Origin of the sequence: Roseomonas populi, from assembly GCF_024594815.1 — a bacterium.
GTDB lineage: Bacteria > Pseudomonadota > Alphaproteobacteria > Acetobacterales > Acetobacteraceae > Roseomonas > Roseomonas populi.
This window is the reverse complement of the sequence record NZ_JANJOU010000008.1, coordinates 107,086-124,866: the sequence shown is the minus strand read 5'-3', so window position 1 is coordinate 124,866 and position 17,781 is coordinate 107,086. Positions and strand designations below refer to the sequence as shown.

The following is a 17,781-nucleotide window of genomic DNA, read 5'->3' as shown; positions in this document are numbered from 1 at the left end:
CGGGGTGCGGCTATGAGGACAGTTGTGACAACAGGCCGTGCCTTATCGGTTTTTTCGGGTGCCCTGGTGATCCTCGGCCTGATTGCCACGGCATCGGATGCCCGGGCGCAGCAGCGCCTGCCCGTGATCCCGCTTGATGAGCGCGGCATCCGCAGCACGGGTATCGAATGGGCCGTGGTGGAGTCCGAGGAGCGCGCGGCCGAGATCCGGCTGCCCGCCAGCGTCTCGATCCCGCCGCAGCAGCTGCGCGTGGTGGCCGCACCCGTGGGCGGGTTGATCGAGGCACTGCTCGTCACCCCGGACGAGCTTGTGCGCAAGGGCCAGCCCCTGGCGCGCATCCGCAGCACGGAGCTGCTGGAGGCGCAACGCCTGTTCCTGGACGCCATCAACGGTGAGGCGCTCGCGCGCGAGAAGCTGCGGCGCGATGAAGCATTGTCCCGGGAGCGGATCATCGCGGAGCGGCGCCTTCTCGTCACCCGTGCCGAGCACGTGGTGGCGCTGACCACGATGCAGGAGCGCGAGCAGATGCTCGCCCTGCTCGGCATGGCAGCGGCCGAAATCGCACAGCTTCGGCAATCCCGCCGGCTGAATGACAGCGTCACCGTCCACGCCACGGCGGACGGCATCGCCATGGGCCGGGACGCGGTGCCCGGGGAGCGCGTGGCACAGTCCGCGCCGCTCTTCAGCCTGGCGGAGCTGGATCCGCTCTGGCTGAACATCCAGGTTCCGCTCGCCGCAGCCGCGGCGCTGGAGCCGGGCGCGCCTGTGCTGGTGCCCACCCAGGGCGCGGAAGGCCGCGTGCTGCACCTTTCCCGCCGCGCGGACGTGGCCACGCAGTCCGTTTCCGCGGTGGCGGAGATCGACCGCGGCGCTGCGAACCTGCGCCCCGGCCAGGCGGTGGTCGCCGTTCTGCCGCTCCGGGCCAACGGCTCCGGCGGGCAGTGGCGCGTGCCCGCCGGCTCCGTCGTGCGGCACCGCGACCGCAGCTGGGTCTTCGTCCGCCGCCCGGAAGGCTTCGAGCCCCGGCCGGTTCGCGTGCTGTCGGAGACGCCGACCTCCGTCTCGGTCGGCGGTGACCTGGTGGCGAACGACGCCGTGGCCACGCGCGGGATCCTGTTCCTGCTCGGCGCCATGGTCGAGCGCGAGGGGGCCTGACCCGTGCTCGGAAAGCTCGTTTCCGTCGCGCTCCGGCAGCGCCTTCTCGTCATCCTGGCCGCGCTTGGCCTCGCGGTCTGGGGTTGGACCTCCTATCGCTCCCTGCCGATCGACGCTTTCCCCGACGTCTCGCCCACCCAGGTCCTGGTCAGCCTGCGGGCAAACGGGCTGACACCGGAGGAGCTGGAGGAGCGGGTGACCGTGCCCGTGGAACTGGCGATGACGGGGACACCAAGCCTCACCTCCATGCGCTCGACCACCCGTTACTCCGTCGCGCTCCTGACCTTCGAGTTCGCGGAGGGAACCGACATCTTCTGGGCCCGGGCGCAGATCAACGAACGCCTGACGCAGGTGATGGACGAGCTGCCTGACGGGACGGAGGGCGGGCTCGCGCCCATCGTCACGCCGCTGGCGGAGATGCTGCTTTTCACGCTGGACGCGCCGGGCATGACCCTGGAGCAGCAGCGGACGCTGGTGGACTGGACCATCCGGCCCATCCTGCGCTCCGTGCCGGGCGTGGCCGACGTGAACGTGCTCGGCGGCTACGTGCGGACTTACGCCGTGGTGCCCAGCCCCGCCGCCATGGCCGCCCGCGGCATCACCATGTCGATGCTGCGCGACGCGCTCTCCGACAATAACCGCAACGACGGCGCCGGCCGCGTGCGGGACGGAGAGGAGGCGCTGCTGGTGCGGGCCGAGGGCCGCATCCGCAGCCTGGACGAGCTGCGTTCCATCGTGGTGGCCGCGCGGCCGAACGGGGTCGTCCTCGTCTCCGACGTGGCGGAGGTGCGCTACGACACCATGGCCCGCAACGGCGTGGTGTCGCGGGACGGCCAGGGCGAGGCGGTCTGGGCGACCGTGCTCGGCCTGCGCGGCGCCGATGCGCGGCTGGTGGTGGACGGCGTGAAGGCGCGCCTGCCCGAGATCGAGGCCGCCATGCCCGAGGGCGCCAGCGTCAACATCTTCTACGACCGCGCGGAGCTGATCGGCGCCGCCGTCTGGACGGTGCAGAAGGTCCTGCTCGAGGCGGTGGTGCTGGTCGTGGTGCTGCTGATCCTCTTCCTGGGCAACCTGCGCGCGGCCGTCGTCGTCTCGGCGATCCTCCCGCTCGCGGTGCTCGGCACCTTCGGGGTGATGAAGTGGCAGGGGCTGACGGCGAACATCATGTCCCTCGGCGGCCTAGCCATCGCCATCGGCCTGCTGGTGGACTGCGCCGTGGTGGTGGTGGAGAACGCCGCCCACCGGCTCGGCCTCATCGAGGGGAAGGTGGATTTCCGCCGCCGCGCCGGCATCGTGCTGGAAGCGACGCGGGAGGTGGCTGTGCCGCTCGTCTCCGGCGTGGTCATCATCGCGACCGTCTTCTTCCCCCTTCTCTCATTGCAGGGGCTGGAGGGGCGGCTCTTCGGCCCGGTGGCGCTCGCGATCGTCTTCGCCATCTGCACGGCGCTGCTCCTCTCCATCACCGTGGTGCCCGTCCTCTGCGCCATGCTGCTCTCGACGGGGCACCACAAGGAGCCCTGGCTGGTCCGGCAGCTGCACCGGGTCTACGACCCGCTCGTCGCCTCCGCCGTGCGCCGGCCGCTGCCGGTCGTGGCCGTGGCGCTGCTCGGCCTGGGGATCGCCGCCGCCGTTTACCCGCGCATCGGCTCCACCTTCATGCCGACCATGGACGAGGGAACGCCGGTGGTCACCATCCGCAAGCACCCGACGGTGCGGGTGGAGGAGGCGGCCGAGACCGACATGCGGATCCAGCGCGCCCTGATGGAGGAGGTGCCGGAGGTGCGCGGCGTGGTCGCGCGCGCCGGCGCCGACGAGCTGGGCATCGACCCGGTGGGCCTGAATGAGACCGACCTCTACCTGCAGTTCCGCCCGAAGGAGGAGTGGCGCGCCGACGCCGACGGATCCACGGAGTGGGTGATGGAGCGCGTGCGTGAGGTCCTCGCCCGCTTCCCCGGAATCTCCTTCGCCTTCGCCCAGCCCATCGACATGCGCGTGCAGGAGATGATCATCGGTGCGCGCGGCGACGTGGTGGTGAAGGTATTCGGCAACAGCATCGCGGAGCTGAACCGGGTCGCGACCGAGGTGGCCGCCGCCGTGCGGGGCGTGGAGGGCGCGACGGACGTCTTCGCCCTCCGCAACGAGGGCATGAAGTACCTCACGGTGCGGGTGGACCGGCTGGCGGCCGGGCGCCTGGGCCTCAACGTGCGCGACGTGCAGGAGGCGCTGCGGGTCTGGGTGGACGGCCACCAGCTCGGCATCGTGGTGGAGGCCGAGGGCCCGCGCGTGCCGCTGATGCTGCGCGGCTCCGAGCTGCTGCGGCGCTCCGGGCTCGACCTCTCGCGGGTGCCCATCGTGCTGCCGGGCGGCGGGACCGTGCCGCTCAGCGCCATCGCCAACATCCGCGAGGAGGAAGGGCCGGTGCAGGTGGTGCGCGAGGGCAGCGCGCGCTTCGCGACCGTGCTGGCCAACGTCAACGGGCGCGACCTCGTCGGCTTCGTGGCGGAGGCGCAGGCGGCCGCCGCATCCCGGGTGCAGATGCCGCAGGGCTATCGCCTGCAATGGGGTGGGCAGTTCGAGAACCAGCAGCGCGCCTCGGCCCGCCTGGCCGTCGTGGTCCCGCTGGCGCTCGGGGTCATCTTCCTGCTGCTCTATCTCACCTTCGGGTCGATGCGGCAGGCGGTTCTGGTCTTCTGCAACGTGCCCTTCGCGGCGATCGGCGGCATCGTCGCCCTCTGGGCCTCGGGGGAGTTCCTCTCGGTGCCGGCCTCGGTCGGGTTCATTGCCCTGATTGGCATCGCAGTGCTCAACGGCGTCGTGCTCATCAGTGCCATTAACCGCCTGATCGCGGAGGAAGGGCTGAGCCTCCGGGAGGGCGTGCTCGAAGGTGCAAAGCGCCGCATGACGCCGGTGACGCTGACGGCCACTATCGCGGCCTTCGGCCTCGTGCCCTTCCTGTTCGCGGACGGGCCCGGCGCCGAGATCCAGCGGCCGCTGGCGATCGTGGTGATCGGCGGCCTGATCACGGCGACGCTGCTCACCCTCGTGCTGCTACCCATCCTCTACGACCGCTTCGCCCTGCCGCGGGCCAAGCGGACCGAAAGCACCCCTGTTGCCTCGGCCGACGCGGCCAGGACAGGTGCCGCCGGGCTTCCCTCGGCCGCGGAGTGACCGTGATGAGACGTATCCTGCCGGCCGCTCTCGCGGCGACCGCGCTGCTCGCCCTGCCGGCGGCGGCCCAGGGGACAGGCCCCGGGGCAGGCCCGGGGATGGGCCTGAGGACAGGTCAGGGGACAGCCCCGGGGGCAAACCCGGGAATGAGCCGGGGCGGACGTGGCGGGGGTGCCGGCGGAACCGCCGCGAACGCCAACATCGCCGTGCCCTCGGCCCGGGCGCCGGCCGTGCTTCGCGACCATCTCGAGGCCGCGGTATCGCTGGACGCGGATAGCCGCGCCCTCGAGGCCTCGCGTGAGGCGGCGCGCGCGCGCTCGGCCCTGTCCGACAGCCTCGTGCCCGGCAGCTTTGCCGTGTCGGGCAGCATCCGCGGCGATGCCCGCGGCCCACGCACCGCGCGCGAGGGGCAGGTGGAGCTGGCCGCACCGCTCTGGCTGCCGGGCCAGCGCTCCGCCGTGGCGGAAACGGTGGTGCGCGACGTGGCGAGCGCCGAGGAGCGCCTGGGCCTGCGCCGGCTGGAGCTATCCGGGCTGCTGCGGGAAGCCTGGTGGGAGGCCGCGCTGCGCCGGGCGGAGATGCGCGTGCAGCGCGACCGGCTGGCGACAGCGGGCGACCTCGTCAATGAGGCGCGCCGCCGTGTCGACCTGGGCGAGGTGGCCGAGCCGGACCTGCTGCTGGCCCAGAACGAGCGGGTTTCGGCCGAACTCGCCCTCGCCCAGGCGCAGGCAGCGGAGGAGGCGGCGGTGCTCGCCTATCGCACGCTGACCGGCGGCGCCGATCCGGGCCAGGGTGCCGAGGAGCGGGCGCTGCCCGGCCAGCACCCGGCGCTGCGCGCCGCCGCGGCCGCGGTGGAGGCCGCCGAGGCGCAGGTCCGGCTCGTCGCCGCGACCCCGATCGACAACCCGGAGCTGGGCGGCTTCGTCATGCGCCAGGAGGGCGACGTGACGGAGCAGGGCACGAGCTTCGGCCTGCGCCTGCGCGTGCCGTTGCCGAGTGCCGCGCGCAACCGCCCGCGCGAGGCGGCCGCCCAGGCCGAGTTGACGAGCGCGGGCAGCCGCTTGCTGCAGGTGCGTCGCCTGACAGAGGCGGCCGCGGTGCGTGCGGAGGCCGCGCTGCGCCGGGCGGAGGAGGCCCAGACCCTGGCCCGCCGGCGCCTCTCCATTGCGCAGCAGCAGCTCGCCTCGGGCAACCGGGCGTTCCGCGCGGGGGAGATGACGCTGTTCGACCTGGTGAGGATCCGCCAGATCGGGATCGACGCGGCCAGCACGGCCGCGCAGGCCGAGGTGAATGTGGGCCTGGGCCGGGCGCGGCTGAACCAGGCATTGGGCGCCGAGCCCGGAAGCAGGGTTGTCCCGGCCCGTGGGCCGGCGGGCATCCCCGGGGGCTGACGCACGGTCCCGCGCCGGACCCGGCGGGACCGGCCGGTTCAGCCCGTGCAGGCGGCGGCCCGGCGGCTCAGCGCCCCGCGGAGCCGCCCTGATGCCTGCTGTGCTGGCGTCCACCCTGGTCCAGCGCTGCCGGCAGGGAATCCGGCATGAAGCCCAGCCGGACCGAGATGAGCTGGGCGTGCGACATCACAAGGGCCGCGAGCTCCGCGACACGGTCGAGGGTCACGCGCCGGGTGTGGCCACTGACGCTGACCGCGGCGAAGACCTTCCCCGTCGAGTTGCGGATGGGCGCGGCCACGCAGCGCAGCTCCGGCTCGTGCTCGCACTCGTCCACCGCGAAGCCCCGCGCCCGGATGCGCGCCAACTCCTCGCGCAGGGGCCCCGGGGAGATGATCGTCCCCGGCGTGAAGCGGTGCAGCCCGAGGCGGATGATCCGCTCAATGACGGCCTCGTCCTGGAAGGCGAGTGTGGCCTTGCCGACCCCGGTGCTGTGGCACGGGGTGGCCTCCATGGTGGTGACCGTGTTGTGCGGGCGCCCGGAGCCGTGCTCGGACCGCTCCACGAAGACCATCTGGGAGCCGTCGAACACGCAGAGGTGCACCACCTCGCCGCTCATCTTGGAGAGCGTGTCCACGAAGGGGCGCGCCTCGCGGTAGAGGGGAAGGTTCGTGAGGGCCGTGTTGCCGAGCTCGAAGAGCTTGATGCCCAACCGGTAGCGCTCGCGGCTCGCTTCCTGCTCCAGGAAGCCGAGGACGCGAAGGCTGTCGACGATGCGGTGGACGGTGGTGCGCGGCATGCCGGTACGCCGAGCGATCTCGACAACCGTCAGCTCGCGGTCCTGCGTGGAGAAGCACTCCAGAACGTCGAGCATCTTGAGGAGTGACTTGACGCTCTGACGGCCCCCGGCCTCCTGAGGCGGCGGTATCACGGCCATGTCGTCGGGCATTGGAAACGGTTAGGCCGCAGCGGGCGGCGGCGCAAGGGAAATCGCCGCCCGCCGCATCCCACCGCTACTCCGCCGCCGCGCGGACCGGCTTGTCCACGATCTCGAGCAGGTGGCGCAGGGCCGGCTCGATGGCGGCGCGCTGCTTCGCGCTGGCGGCCGGCATCGGGGCACGGGGCAGCCCCACCGGGCAGCCCTGCATCTCCAGCACGGCCTTCACGCAGGCCGGCAGGTTGTCACCCACGATCGTGTTCCAGAAGCGCAGCATCCGGTCGTGCAGCTGCATGGCATAGGCGTGGTCCCCGCGCTGCACCGCGTCCCAAAGGGCGACGCAGGCGGTCGGCACGGCCGTCGGGTTCGCGGCGATCGTGCCCGGCGATCCCAGGGCGAAGGACGGGTAGAGCAGGGCGTCCACCGCGGTGAAGACGAGCTTGCCCTCCGGCACGTCGAGCAGCAGGTCCGCCATCAGCTTCAGGTCGCCCTGGCTCTGCTTCACGCCGATCACGCCGGGTAGCTCGCGCATGATGTGCAGAAGCTGGGCGGGGGTCAGGTAGTTCCAGGGGATGACGTTGTAGATGATGACGGGCTGCTTCACCGATTCCGTCAGCGTCTTGAAGTGGTTGAAGGTCGCCTCTTCGCTCGGCTTGAACAGGTAGTGCACCGGCGTGATCTGCAGCGCGTCGATCGCCAGGTGCTCGATGTCGCGCGCACGCAGGATCGCCTCACGCGTGCTGTTGGCGATGATGCCGGCGATCAGGGGAACGCGGCCGCCCACTTCCTCAGCCGCGATCTCCATCAGCAGCTTGAACTCGTCGCGGGTGAGGGTGTGGCCCTCGCCGGTGCTGCCGCCGACGCAGATGCCGTGCACGCCCGTGCCCAGGAACCACCGGATCTGGTTGCGGTAGGCGCCCTCGTCGATCTCGCCCTCCGCCGTGAAGGGCGTGGTCATCGGCGGGATGATGCCGTGGATCTTGGAAGCCATGTGTCTCCTCCTGGGAATGCCGGTGATGTCCGGATCGCGGACATACTGGAGTGGATCGGTTACTGAGGTCAACGAGGCATTTCAGATTCGGCGGCCGCCCTAAAGAGCATGTTTGCGAACGGCGGATCCAGCCCTTGACAGGCGCGGATCAGGTTGAGCAGCTTATGTCCGGAATATGGACATCCACTCAACAAGTCCGTAGGTGAAAGGGAGGGGCTAGGCCCGTTGCGCCATTCCGGTGCGGCAGCAGCCCCCGAGGAAACGGGATGATCGCAGAACTCGGTGCCGCGCCGCAGACGGCTGATGCCATGCCGCCCGTGGGGGGCACTGTCGGTCCCATTCTGCCCGCGCTCCGCGCCATGCTGGGCGATCGCCTCTCGACCGGGCAGTCCGTGCGCGAGCAGCACGGGCGGGGGGAAGGGGTTCCGGATCTCTACCCGCCCGAAGCCGTCGCCTTTCCGGAGAGCAACGAGGAGGTAGCGGCGATCGCGCGCCTCTGCTGCGCGCACCGTGTGCCTATCGTGCCCTTCGGGGCGGGCACATCGCTGGAAGGGCATGTCACCGCGCTCCGCGGCGGACTCTGCATCAGCCTTTCCCGCATGGACCGCGTGCTGGAGGTCTCGCCGGACGCGCTGGACTGCCGCGTGCAGGCGGGCGTCACGCGTCTGCGGCTGAATGCCGAGCTTCGCTCCCACGGGCTGTTCTTCCCGGTCGATCCGGGCGCCGATGCCTCCATCGGCGGCATGGCGGCGACGCGCGCCTCGGGCACCGCCGCCGTGCGCTACGGCACGATGCGGGAGAACGTGCTGGGCTTGACCGTCGTGACCCCGGACGGCCGCATCGTCCGCACCGGCACCCGCGCGCGGAAGTCGGCCACGGGGCTGGACCTGACGCGGCTCTATGTCGGCTCGGAAGGCACGCTGGGCCTCATCACCGAAGTGCAGCTCCGGCTTTACGGCCTGCCCGAAACGGTCTCGGCAGCCGTATGCCAGTTCCCGGGCGTGCCGGCTGCACTCGACGCCACGGTCGCCATCCTTCAGGCCGGTATCCCCATGGCGAGGATCGAGTTCGTGAACGCGCTGCAGATGCACATGTGCATCCGCTACTCGAAGCTGGACGGGATGGCGGAACTGCCGACTCTGTTCCTGGAGTTCCAGGGCAGTCCCGCCGCCGTCGCCGAGCAGGTGGAGATGGTGCAGGCGGCTTGCGAGGAGATGGGCGGCAGCGGCTTCCTATGGGCCAACCGGCCCGAGGAGCGATCGCGCCTCTGGAAGGCACGGCACCACACCTACTACGCCAACCTGCATTACCTGCCCGGCAAGAGCCAGATGGGGACGGACGCCTGCGTGCCGATCTCGGCACTGGCCGAGTGCATCCTGGAGACCGAGGCGGACGTCGCCGCGACCGGGCTTCTGGCGCCGCTGGTCGGGCATGTCGGGGACGGGAACTTCCATCTCGGCATCCTCTTCGACGCGAACGATCCGGAGGAGCGCGCCCGTGCCGAGGGCCTCGCGCGGCGCACGGGCAAGCGCGCCATTCGCCTGGGCGGCACCTGCTCCGGCGAGCACGGGATCGGGATGCACAAGCTCGACCTCGCGGCGGAGGAGCACGGCGAGGCGCTGTCGCTCATGTGGGCGGTGAAGAAGGCGCTCGATCCGCTCGGGATCATGAATCCGGGCAAGCTGCTGAAGCCGCTGGATTGAGACCACGGAGAAGACGGACGGCATGAAGAAGCTCCTGAACGACCCCCGCGGCGTGGTGCGCGAGATGCTGGAGGGGCAGGTGGACCTGAACCCCGGACAGGCATTGCTGCGGGACGAGGACGTGGTGGTGCGGTCCGACCTGCCGGATCCCGCCGCGCGCGGCGTGGCCGTGCTCTCGGGCGGCGGCAGCGGCCACGAGCCGGCCCATGCGGGCTATGTCGGCGCAGGAATGCTGCACGCCGCGGTCGCGGGCGACGTCTTCACCTCGCCCAGCGTGGATGCGGTGCTGGCGGGCATTCGCGCCGCGGCCGGCCCGGCGGGCGCCGTGCTGATCGTGAAGAACTACACGGGCGACCGGCTGAACTTCGGCCTGGCCGCGGAACTGGCCCGCGCCGAGGGCATTCCTGCCGAGGTGGTGGTGGTGGCGGACGACGTGGCGCTGCGCGACACGGTGGAGCCGGCACGGCGGCGCGGCATCGCCGGGACGGTGCTGGTGCACAAGGTGGCCGGCGCCGCGGCGGCGGCCGGGCTGCCGCTGGAAGCGGTGGTGGCGGAGGCGCGCGCCGCGGCGGCGGCGATCGGCACCATGGGCGTCGCGCTCGGTGCTTGCACCGTGCCCGCCGCGGGAATGCCCGGCTTCTCGCTCCTCGAGGACGAGGCGGAGCTGGGCCTGGGCATCCACGGGGAACAGGGCGTGCGCCGCGTCCCCCTGCGCCCGGCCGACGCGTTCGTGGAGGAGATCCTCGACACAATCCTGGCCGACGCGGCCCTGCGCGCGGGGGAGCGCGTGGCGCTGCTGGTCAATGGGCTGGGCGGCACGCCGCCGATGGAACTGGCCGTGGTTGCCCGCCGTGCCCTGGCCCTGCTGCGCGAGAGGGGGCTGGTGGTGGAGCGCGCCTGGTGCGGCAACCTCCTTACCGCGCTGGAGATGCCCGGCGCGTCGCTGACGGTGATGCGGGTGAACGACGCGCTTGTGGCGCGGCTGGATGCGCCGGCGGACGCCCCTGCCTGGCCTGGCAGCGGCCGGATCGCGGCGGCCCGGAGGCTGATCGGGGTGAGCGCCGTGCCCGCGGCCGATGTCGCGCGCCAGGCCACGCCCGCGGGCGTGGCGGTGCGCCGCGCCGTTCTGGCCGCCGCCTCGGCGCTTGAAGCGGCCGAGGCGCGACTCACCGCGCTGGACAGCGCCGCGGGCGATGGCGACCTGGGCATCAGCATGTCGCGCGGCGCTGCCGCCCTGCAGGCCCTGCCGGATGCCGCCTGGGCAGAGGCGCCGGCCGCGCTGGTGCGGATGGGAGAGGCGCTTCGGCGCGCCATCGCCGGCAGTTCCGGCCCCTTCTACGCCACGGCGCTTCTGCGCGCCGCGCGCGCATTGCCGGCCGAGCCCGCACCCCGGGACTGGTCCCGCGCGCTGACCGCCGCCGTGGATGCCATCGCGGAGTTGGGCGGCGCCAGGCCGGGCGACCGCACCATGCTGGACGCGCTGCGCCCCGCCGCGGAGGCCTTCGCGGGCGCGCTGGAATCGGGGCGCGCGCCAGGCGCGGCCTGGGAGGAGGCTGTGCGGGCCGCACGGGCCGGGGCGGAGGCCACCGCCGCCATGCGCCCGCGCCTCGGCCGGGCCAGCTACCTCGGCGACCGCGCCCTGGGCACGCCGGACGCGGGAGCGGCGGCGGCCGTGGTCTGGCTGGAGGCCCTGAGCCCGCAATTCGCGCACTGAAACCAAGAAGGAGGAACATCCATGACGTCCCGCATTCCCGGCCGGCTGGCGCGGCGCGCCCTGGGTCTCGCCGCGGCCGGCCTCTTCGCGGCCGGTGGCCTCGCGCAGGCCCAGTCCCCCGCCGCGTCCTACCCCAACCGGCCCATCCGCATCGTCGTGCCCTTCGCCGCGGGCGGCGGCGTGGACACGGTCTCGCGCCCTCTTGCCCAGACGCTGAGCAGTATCCTCGGCCAGCCCGTGGTGGTGGACAACCGGCCGGGTGCGGCGGGGAACATCGGCATGGAGCACGTCGCGGAAGCGCCGCCGGACGGCTACACCATCCTGCACTCCAATTCCGGCATCCTCGTCACCAACCCCATCCTCTACAGCAACACGCGCGCCCGACCCTCGCGCGATCTGGTTCCGGTGGGGCAGGTCACCACGGACCCGCTGCTTTACATCGTCCCGGCCAGCCTTCCGGTGAAGGACCTGCGGGAGTTCGTCGCCTATGCCCGGGCGCGGCCGGGGCAGGTCAGCTTCGCGTCCGGCGGCGCCGGCGGCGTGACGCACCTGGTGGGCGAGCTCTTCGCCCTCCGCGCGGGGCTACAGCTGATCCACGTGCCGTATCGCGGCGCGGCGCCCGCGCTGACGGACCTCATCGCCGGGCGCGTCCAGCTGTTGTTCGACACGCTCGGCCTCGTGCAGTCGCACCAGGGGGCGAACAGCATCCGCCTGCTCGCCATCGCCACGCCGCAGCGCCTCCCGGCCCTGCCAGACGTGCCCACCGCCGCCGAGGCCGGGGTCCCCGGGGCCGAGGTGAACAGCTGGCAGGCGCTGCTGGTCCCGGCCAGGACCGACCCTGCCATCGTCGCGAAGCTGACGGCGGCGTTGAAGCAGGCCCTCGCCTCGCCGGAGCTGCTGCGCCTCTACGCCGAGCGCGGCTTCGTGCCGCAGTTCAACCCGCCGGACGTGGTGCGGGCGAACATCGAGAGCGAGACGGCGACCTGGACCGAGGTGATCCGCCAGGCCGAGATCAAGCTGGAGTAGCGCGACGGTCCCTCCGTGCGCCGTGCCGCGGCCCCGGAGGGACCCCCTTCCGACCACGCGCCGGGCCGATCCGGCCGCAACGACAAGAACAAGGACAAAGGGAGGACAACAGCGATGACCACCATCACCCGTCGCGGCGCGCTCGCCGCGACGCTCTCCGCCGCATCCGCCACCCTGGCGCGGCCGGCGCTGGCGCAGGGCGTCGCGGGGCGCCCCATCACCCTGGTGGTGCCCTGGGCGCCCGGCGGCGGCACCGACGTGGTGGCCCGCGCGGTGGCGCCCATCCTGTCCGAACGCCTGGGCGCCACGGTCACGGTGTACAACCGCCCCGGCGGGAACGGCGTGGTCGGGCACATGGCCGTCCGCAGCGCCCCACCGGACGGGACCACGGTTGGGCTGATCGTTCCGAACCTGCTGACCGCACCGCTCTTCGCGCCCTCACCGCTGACATGGCACGACCTCCAGCCGATCGCGCTGCTCAACGTCGATCCCGGCGCCATCACCGTGGCCCGCAACGCGCCCTGGCGGGACCTCGCCGCCCTGGCCGCCCATGCCCGCGCGAACCCGGAAACGGTGCGCGTGGCGAATAGCGGCGCCGGCGGCACATGGCACCTCGTTGCGCTGGAGTTGGAGCGCATCGCCGGGGTGAAGCTTACCCATGTCGTCTATCCCGGCGCGGCGCCCGGGCTGCAGGACCTCGCGGCGGGGAACATCGAGGCCACGGCCTTCAGCGCCGTGGAGGCGCGCGGCCAGGTGGAGGGCGGTGTCGCCCGCATCCTGGCGGTGACGGCGAAGGATCGGCTTCCGGCCTTCCCGGACGCGCCGACCGCGATCGAGCAGGGCTTCGACATCGACGTCGTGACATGGCGCGGCCTCGCCGCCCCGCCCGGCACGCCGGAACCGGTGCTGGCCCGCTGGCGCGACGCCATGCGCGCCGCAGCGGCCGACCCGCGCTTCGTCAGCTTCATGGCGCAGCAGAGCTTCGGCATCCGCTACCTCGACACCGCGGATTTCACGTCGCTGATCCGCGACGAGGATGCGCGCTACCGCCGCTACTTCCAGGGCTGAGCAGCGGGCCGCCGCAGGGGGCCCAGGCGCCACGCGACACCGGGGACGCGACGGGCGGACCCCGGGAACAGAGAAACGGAGGAACTCATGCCATTCGACCGCCGCGGGCTTCTGGCGCTCGGTGCCCTGGCCGCGACAGGCGCCGCCATCCCGTCAGGGGTCCGGGCCCAGGGCTTTCCGAACAGGGCCCTCACCATCGTCGTGCCCTTCGCCCCGGGCGGGAACACCGATCTTGTCGGGCGGATCGTCGCCACGGCGCTCGGCAAGGCACTCGGGCAGTCCGTGGTCGTCGATAACCGGCCCGGCGCGGGCGGTGCCATCGGCGCGGGGCAGGTCGCGCGCAGCGCGCCGGACGGGCACACCCTGCTCCTCGCCGGTGCCGGCGTGATCGTCACGGTGCCGGAGATGACGAGCACGCCCTATACCCGCGCGGATTTCGCACCGCTCAGCCTCGTCAACCGCAGCTCCATGGTGGTGCTGGCCCGCAGCGGCGACGAGCGCCTCCGCAGCTTCGCCGACCTCGCGGCCTATGCCCGTTCGGGGGAGGGCAAGCTCAACGCCGGCCATTCCGGGCCGGGCACGCCGAACCACCTCGCGCTACTCCAGCTCGAGAACCTTCTCGGCACCAAGTTCACCGTGGTCAGCTATCGCGGGTCCGGCCCGGCCCTGAGCGACCTGCTCGGCGGGCAGATCGACGTTCACTTCGACCAGGTCACGAGCGCCCTGCCGCATATCCGGTCCGGCGCGCTGCGCGCGCTCGCCGTTCTCGGCCCGGCGAACGACGCCGCCCTGCCCGACGTGAGGACGGTCTCGCAGCTCGGCTTCGGCGAGGTGGACGGCACCACCTATATCGGCCTCCTCGTTCCCGCCCGCACCCCGAAGGAGCTGCGGGACCGGCTGTCGGACGCGATCCGGGAGGCCGTGGCCGATCCGCAGATGGTGAAGAGCGCCCGCGATCTCGGGAGCGAGGCCTATGCTGGGACCGCTGAGGAGTTCGCGCGCATCCTGGAGGCGGAACACGCCCTCTCCAGCAGGGCGACGAAGGAAGGGCGGCTGAAGGCGGATTAGGGGCCAGGCCGGGCACAGGCACTCGGCCGCCTGCCGTCCGCCAGCTGGGCGTGCCCCGGCCAGGCGGCGATCGCCTACAGCCGTTGCAGATGCAGGGCCGCGCCCGGCAGGCACTTCTCGGCGATGTCCCGCAGGTGCTCGTGGTGGCTCAGCAGGATGACCTGCGTCGTCGTGCTGAGCGCGAGCAGCGCCTGGAGTGCGGCGGCCGCGCGCGCGTCGTCGAAGCTCTGCAGGATGTCGTCACCCACGAAGGGCAGCACGGTCCCGCTGGCCGCCTGGTCCTCGATGGCGACGAGGCGCAGCGCGAGGAAGAGGCCGTCCCGCGTGCCCTCGGAGAGCTGATCCACCCCCGTTTCCTCATCGGGGAAGTCGCGCGACCGCAGGGCCAGCCGCGCCGTGCCGCGCTCATCCTCCTGCGAGGTGACGCCGGTATAGGCCCCGCCGGTCAGCAGGCTGAAGGCCGCGCTGATCCGCCGCAGCAGGGCATCGTCGGCGCCGTCCTGCACCGCGCCCAGCGCCGCCTCCAGCAGGTCCACCGCCACCTGCATCAGCAGGGCGTCGTCCAGCGTCCGGCCGAGCAGGGAAGCCGCTGCCGCCTCGCCCGCCGCGGCCTGCACGGCCATGTCGTCCCCGGCCAGCCGCTGCAACTCCATGTCGAGCGCCGTGGCGCGGGCTACCGCCGCCTGGGCCTCCTCGGCGTGTCGCTGCCCGGCCGCCTGCGCCTCCTCCAGCCCGGCCTCCAGCGTGCCCGGCGGATGGGCCTCGGATTCCTCCCGCACCGCATCGATCGTCAGGCCATCGCTGCCGGCCAGCAGCTCCGCCTCGGCAGCGGCACGCGCCTCCTCCTGCCGCGCCCGTTCGAGCGCCAGCGCGATCCTCTCCTCGGCGGCGTCGGCGTTTTCGGCACCGGCCGCGGCGAGCACGGCGCGGAGCGCGGCATCCGCCTCCGAAAGGGCCGCCTCGCCATTGCGCACCAGCACCGCCTGCCGGTCGCGCTGCTCGATCAGCCCCGCCCGCCGCTCCGCCAGGGCTGCCTCGGCGCGCTGCCGGCGGTCCAGTTCCTTCACCCCGGCGACGGCATCGGACCCCGCCGGCAGGCCGAGCCCGCGGCAGAGCCCGGCATGGCCGGCCTGGAGACGGGCCAGAACCCTCTGCCAATCCGCCACCTGCGCTTCCAGCCGGGATGTCTCGCCCACCGCCTTCGCCAGCTCGTCGTAGCTACCCAAGAGCTCTTCCAGCGCCGCGGGCGGGATCTCAGCCGGCTGCCCGAGTTGCCGCATCGCCGTGGTCCACCCACCTCGCCACTCGTCCCGCCCGAGGGCGATTTCGGCCTCCTCCTGCTCCGCGCCGCGGAGCGCCTCCCGCGCGGCGTCCAACTCGGCCTGCCTCGCCCGCCTCTCCCCCTCGGCCGTCCGGTGTCGGCGCAGGCGGTCCTCGGCCAGGTCGATCAGGACCGGGAGCTCTAGGGCAGGGGCCTCTCCCAGGGCGTGGGCGAGGCGCAGCGCCGTGCCCTCCTGCCAGGCTTCCCGCTCGGCCAGAGCCGCCCCCGCCGCCGCCAGTTCCTGCTGTGCGCCGAGCGCGGCCTCCCGCGCGGCCAGCACGCGCTGGACCTCCGGCAGGCCCGCCCCGCCATCCAGGCCGAGCGGCCGGACCGCCCCTTCCCAGGCCGCACCGGCAGCCGCAAGAACCGCCCGGGCCTCCGCCTCCTCCTGCCGTGCCGCCGCCAGCCCTGCCTCGCGCTCCTCCAGGACCCGCGCGAGGCTTTCGGCCTGTGCGGCGCGCTCCGCATCCGTCCACAGGGCATCGGCCACCCGGTCTGCCCCCGCGACCGCCTCCGAGTAGGCGAAGGGGAGGGGGCGCTCACCGCCATAAACCTGCTCGGCGGACAAGTCCGGCGCTTCGCCAGAGAGGCGACGCAGGACAAGGCTCCATCCAGCCTCCCGGCGGGAACGCGCCAGCGCCAGTGCCTCGCGGGAGGGCGGGGTGCCGCCCGCCTCCAGCCGCGCCCGTTCCTGACGGGCTGTGGCCAGCGCCGCCGCCGCCCGCTCCGTGGCCTCCGCGCGCCGCCCAGCCGCCTGCATGGCCGCCTCGCGGGTGCCGGAGAGGCGTTCCAGCGCGGCGGGATCCGGTGCCGCCATGACCAGGGCCGCGGCCTCCTGACGAGGGCCGGGAAGGCGCGCCAGCGCCGCGGCCAACCGCGCCTCCGCCTCGGAGAGGGTGCGTCGCGCCGCCGCCAGCTGGCGGGTCGGGTCCCCCTCCCGCCGGATCTCGGCCAGGAGAACCTCCAGGCGATCCGTGTCGCCGGGCGGAGGCAGGGCGGCCAGGGCGGCCTCGGCCTCGGCCAGCCGCGCCTGCGCCTCGGCAAGGCGGCGTGGCATTCCGGCCAGTGCCGCAGCCTGAGTCGCGTCCTCCGTGATCAATCGCCGCAGCCGCGACACCAGGGCCGGGGAAGGGATGAGCGCCGCAGGATTCTCAGCCCCGGGATGGCCGAGCCGTAGGAGCGCGGAGGCCACACGAGCCCGCGCTTCCGCCAGGGCCACCTCCGCCGCCGGAAGCCCCTCGGCCGCCTGGGCGGCGAGGCCCAGCATCCCCACCAGCGCCCCGATCTCGTCCCCGAGGGCCAGCAAGGCATCGTTGGTGGCGATGGAGGCGATCTCCTCCTCCAGCCGCGTCAGGGCGGCCCGCGCCGTCTCCAGCCCGTGCGCCGCGCGGGCCACCGTGGCCCGGGCCTCCGGCAACCGGGCGTCCAGGCCGGGCGGCAGGCGCGGGGCCGTGGGATGCGCCTCCAGCCAGGCAGTCGCGGCAGCATGCCGGGCGAGAAGGGGGCGCACGCGGCGGATCCGTTCCAGCCGGCGCAGCCTTTCCGCGGCCTCGCGCGCGGCAGCGTTGCCGGCGTCGCGCGCCGCCTCGGCCTGCCGCAGCTCCGCCTCCCGCGCCGCCCATTCCTCCGGCCGGAGCAGGCTCTGCTTCAGCACCCGCCGGCCCTCCGTCCAGCGGTCCAGGGCCGTGTAGAAGGGCCGCGTGGCCACGCGGCGCAGGGGCGCGAGCTTGTCGCGCTCCTCCTCCAGGCTGCGCCGCAGGGCGGAAGCCTCGCGCAGGCCGCCCGCGGCGGCGAGCAGCGCCTCGGCCAGGGCCCCACCGGACTGCAGCAGCTCCCGCCCGCCCTGGCGAAGCCGCTCCGTGTCCAGGGCGTAGAGTTGGGCGAGAAGTTCCCTATCCGCCCGGCCAAGCTGCCGGTCCAGCCAGGCCTGGTCCAGCGGGGCATCTCCCTCGCCCGTCAGCGTGTTCTTCAGGCCCTTCTTCCGGGTGAACGCGATCGGCGCGCCATCAGCCGACAGGCCCGTGGCCGAGAGCTGCATGCCCGCATAGCCGTGGCGGAAGCCCATGGGCGTCTGCCCGCCGATGCCGAAAAGCAGTTCCCCGAAGGCGTGGCGCAGCACCGACTTGCCCGCCCCGTTCGGCGCGAGGACGAGGTTGATGCGCCCCGGCATCGGGTCGAGCGAGAGGGCCTTCTCGGCGAAGGGGCCGTAGCGCTTCAGGGTAAGGGTGGTCAGGCGCAAGGT

At 73.1% G+C, this 17,781-nt stretch carries 11 protein-coding genes; 8 read left to right on the top strand and 3 right to left on the bottom strand.

Annotated features, from left to right (window positions below; all coding sequences use genetic code 11):
* The first annotated feature begins 66 nt into the window (after positions 1–66).
* The 3 genes from NRP21_RS11365 to NRP21_RS11355 are packed head-to-tail and all read left to right on the top strand — an operon-like array spanning position 67 to position 5,714.
* Positions 67–1,155 carry an efflux RND transporter periplasmic adaptor subunit gene (locus NRP21_RS11365; RefSeq protein WP_257716315.1) on the top strand — a complete coding sequence of 363 codons (1,089 nt, stop codon included), beginning with the start codon at positions 67–69 and terminating at the stop codon, positions 1,153–1,155.
* Between the two features lie 3 nt (positions 1,156–1,158).
* The gene (locus NRP21_RS11360) at positions 1,159–4,323 is read left to right on the top strand and encodes an efflux RND transporter permease subunit (protein WP_257716314.1); all 3,165 of its coding nucleotides are present in this window, start codon (positions 1,159–1,161) and stop codon (positions 4,321–4,323) included.
* Between the two features lie 5 nt (positions 4,324–4,328).
* Positions 4,329–5,714, top strand: coding sequence for a TolC family protein (locus tag NRP21_RS11355; RefSeq protein ID WP_308219880.1), 1,386 nt, complete (start codon positions 4,329–4,331; stop codon positions 5,712–5,714).
* Between the two features lie 67 nt (positions 5,715–5,781).
* Here NRP21_RS11355 and NRP21_RS11350 read toward each other — a convergent pair whose 3' ends face one another.
* A complete protein-coding gene (locus NRP21_RS11350) occupies positions 5,782–6,585 on the bottom strand; it encodes an IclR family transcriptional regulator (RefSeq protein WP_257716313.1) in 804 nt (267 codons plus the stop codon).
* A 139-nt stretch (positions 6,586–6,724) separates the two neighbouring features.
* Entirely contained in the window at positions 6,725–7,639 is a 915-nt protein-coding gene (locus tag NRP21_RS11345) for a dihydrodipicolinate synthase family protein (protein ID WP_257716312.1), read from the bottom strand.
* A gap of 266 nt (positions 7,640–7,905) precedes the next feature.
* On the opposite strand from NRP21_RS11345, the gene NRP21_RS11340 reads away from it, so the two are divergent.
* The 5 genes from NRP21_RS11340 (at position 7,906) to NRP21_RS11320 (ending at position 14,218) form a co-directional block, all read left to right on the top strand.
* Positions 7,906–9,342: an FAD-binding oxidoreductase gene (locus tag NRP21_RS11340; RefSeq protein ID WP_308219879.1), complete on the top strand. Its 1,437-nt coding sequence runs from the start codon at positions 7,906–7,908 to the stop codon at positions 9,340–9,342.
* A 22-nt stretch (positions 9,343–9,364) separates the two neighbouring features.
* Positions 9,365–11,056 (top strand): dihydroxyacetone kinase family protein, encoded by a 1,692-nt coding sequence (locus NRP21_RS11335; RefSeq protein ID WP_257716311.1) that lies wholly within the window; start codon positions 9,365–9,367, stop codon positions 11,054–11,056.
* A 21-nt stretch (positions 11,057–11,077) separates the two neighbouring features.
* A complete protein-coding gene (locus NRP21_RS11330; RefSeq protein WP_257716310.1) occupies positions 11,078–12,082 on the top strand; it encodes a Bug family tripartite tricarboxylate transporter substrate binding protein in 1,005 nt (334 codons plus the stop codon).
* A 114-nt stretch (positions 12,083–12,196) separates the two neighbouring features.
* On the top strand, positions 12,197–13,150 hold the full coding sequence (locus tag NRP21_RS11325; protein ID WP_257716309.1) for a tripartite tricarboxylate transporter substrate binding protein: 954 nt from the start codon (positions 12,197–12,199) through the stop codon (positions 13,148–13,150).
* Positions 13,151–13,237: 87 nt separating this feature from the next.
* Positions 13,238–14,218 (top strand): Bug family tripartite tricarboxylate transporter substrate binding protein, encoded by a 981-nt coding sequence (locus NRP21_RS11320; protein ID WP_257716308.1) that lies wholly within the window; start codon positions 13,238–13,240, stop codon positions 14,216–14,218.
* A gap of 74 nt (positions 14,219–14,292) precedes the next feature.
* On the opposite strand, the gene NRP21_RS11315 is transcribed toward NRP21_RS11320, so the two are convergent.
* The gene (locus NRP21_RS11315) at positions 14,293–17,778 is read right to left on the bottom strand and encodes an AAA family ATPase (protein ID WP_257716307.1); all 3,486 of its coding nucleotides are present in this window, start codon (positions 17,776–17,778) and stop codon (positions 14,293–14,295) included.
* Positions 17,779–17,781: the final 3 nt, after the last annotated feature.

Coding starts and splice junctions, on each gene's coding strand:
- NRP21_RS11355 (WP_308219880.1), top strand. CDS start 4,329: ATGAGACGTATCCTGCCGGCCGCTCTCGCGGCGACCGCGCTGCTCGCC.
- NRP21_RS11350 (WP_257716313.1), bottom strand. CDS start 6,585: ATGCTCGACGTTCTGGAGTGCTTCTCCACGCAGGACCGCGAGCTGACG.
- NRP21_RS11345 (WP_257716312.1), bottom strand. CDS start 7,639: ATGGCTTCCAAGATCCACGGCATCATCCCGCCGATGACCACGCCCTTC.
- NRP21_RS11340 (WP_308219879.1), top strand. CDS start 7,906: ATGATCGCAGAACTCGGTGCCGCGCCGCAGACGGCTGATGCCATGCCG.
- NRP21_RS11335 (WP_257716311.1), top strand. CDS start 9,365: ATGAAGAAGCTCCTGAACGACCCCCGCGGCGTGGTGCGCGAGATGCTG.
- NRP21_RS11330 (WP_257716310.1), top strand. CDS start 11,078: ATGACGTCCCGCATTCCCGGCCGGCTGGCGCGGCGCGCCCTGGGTCTC.
- NRP21_RS11325 (WP_257716309.1), top strand. CDS start 12,197: ATGACCACCATCACCCGTCGCGGCGCGCTCGCCGCGACGCTCTCCGCC.
- NRP21_RS11320 (WP_257716308.1), top strand. CDS start 13,238: ATGCCATTCGACCGCCGCGGGCTTCTGGCGCTCGGTGCCCTGGCCGCG.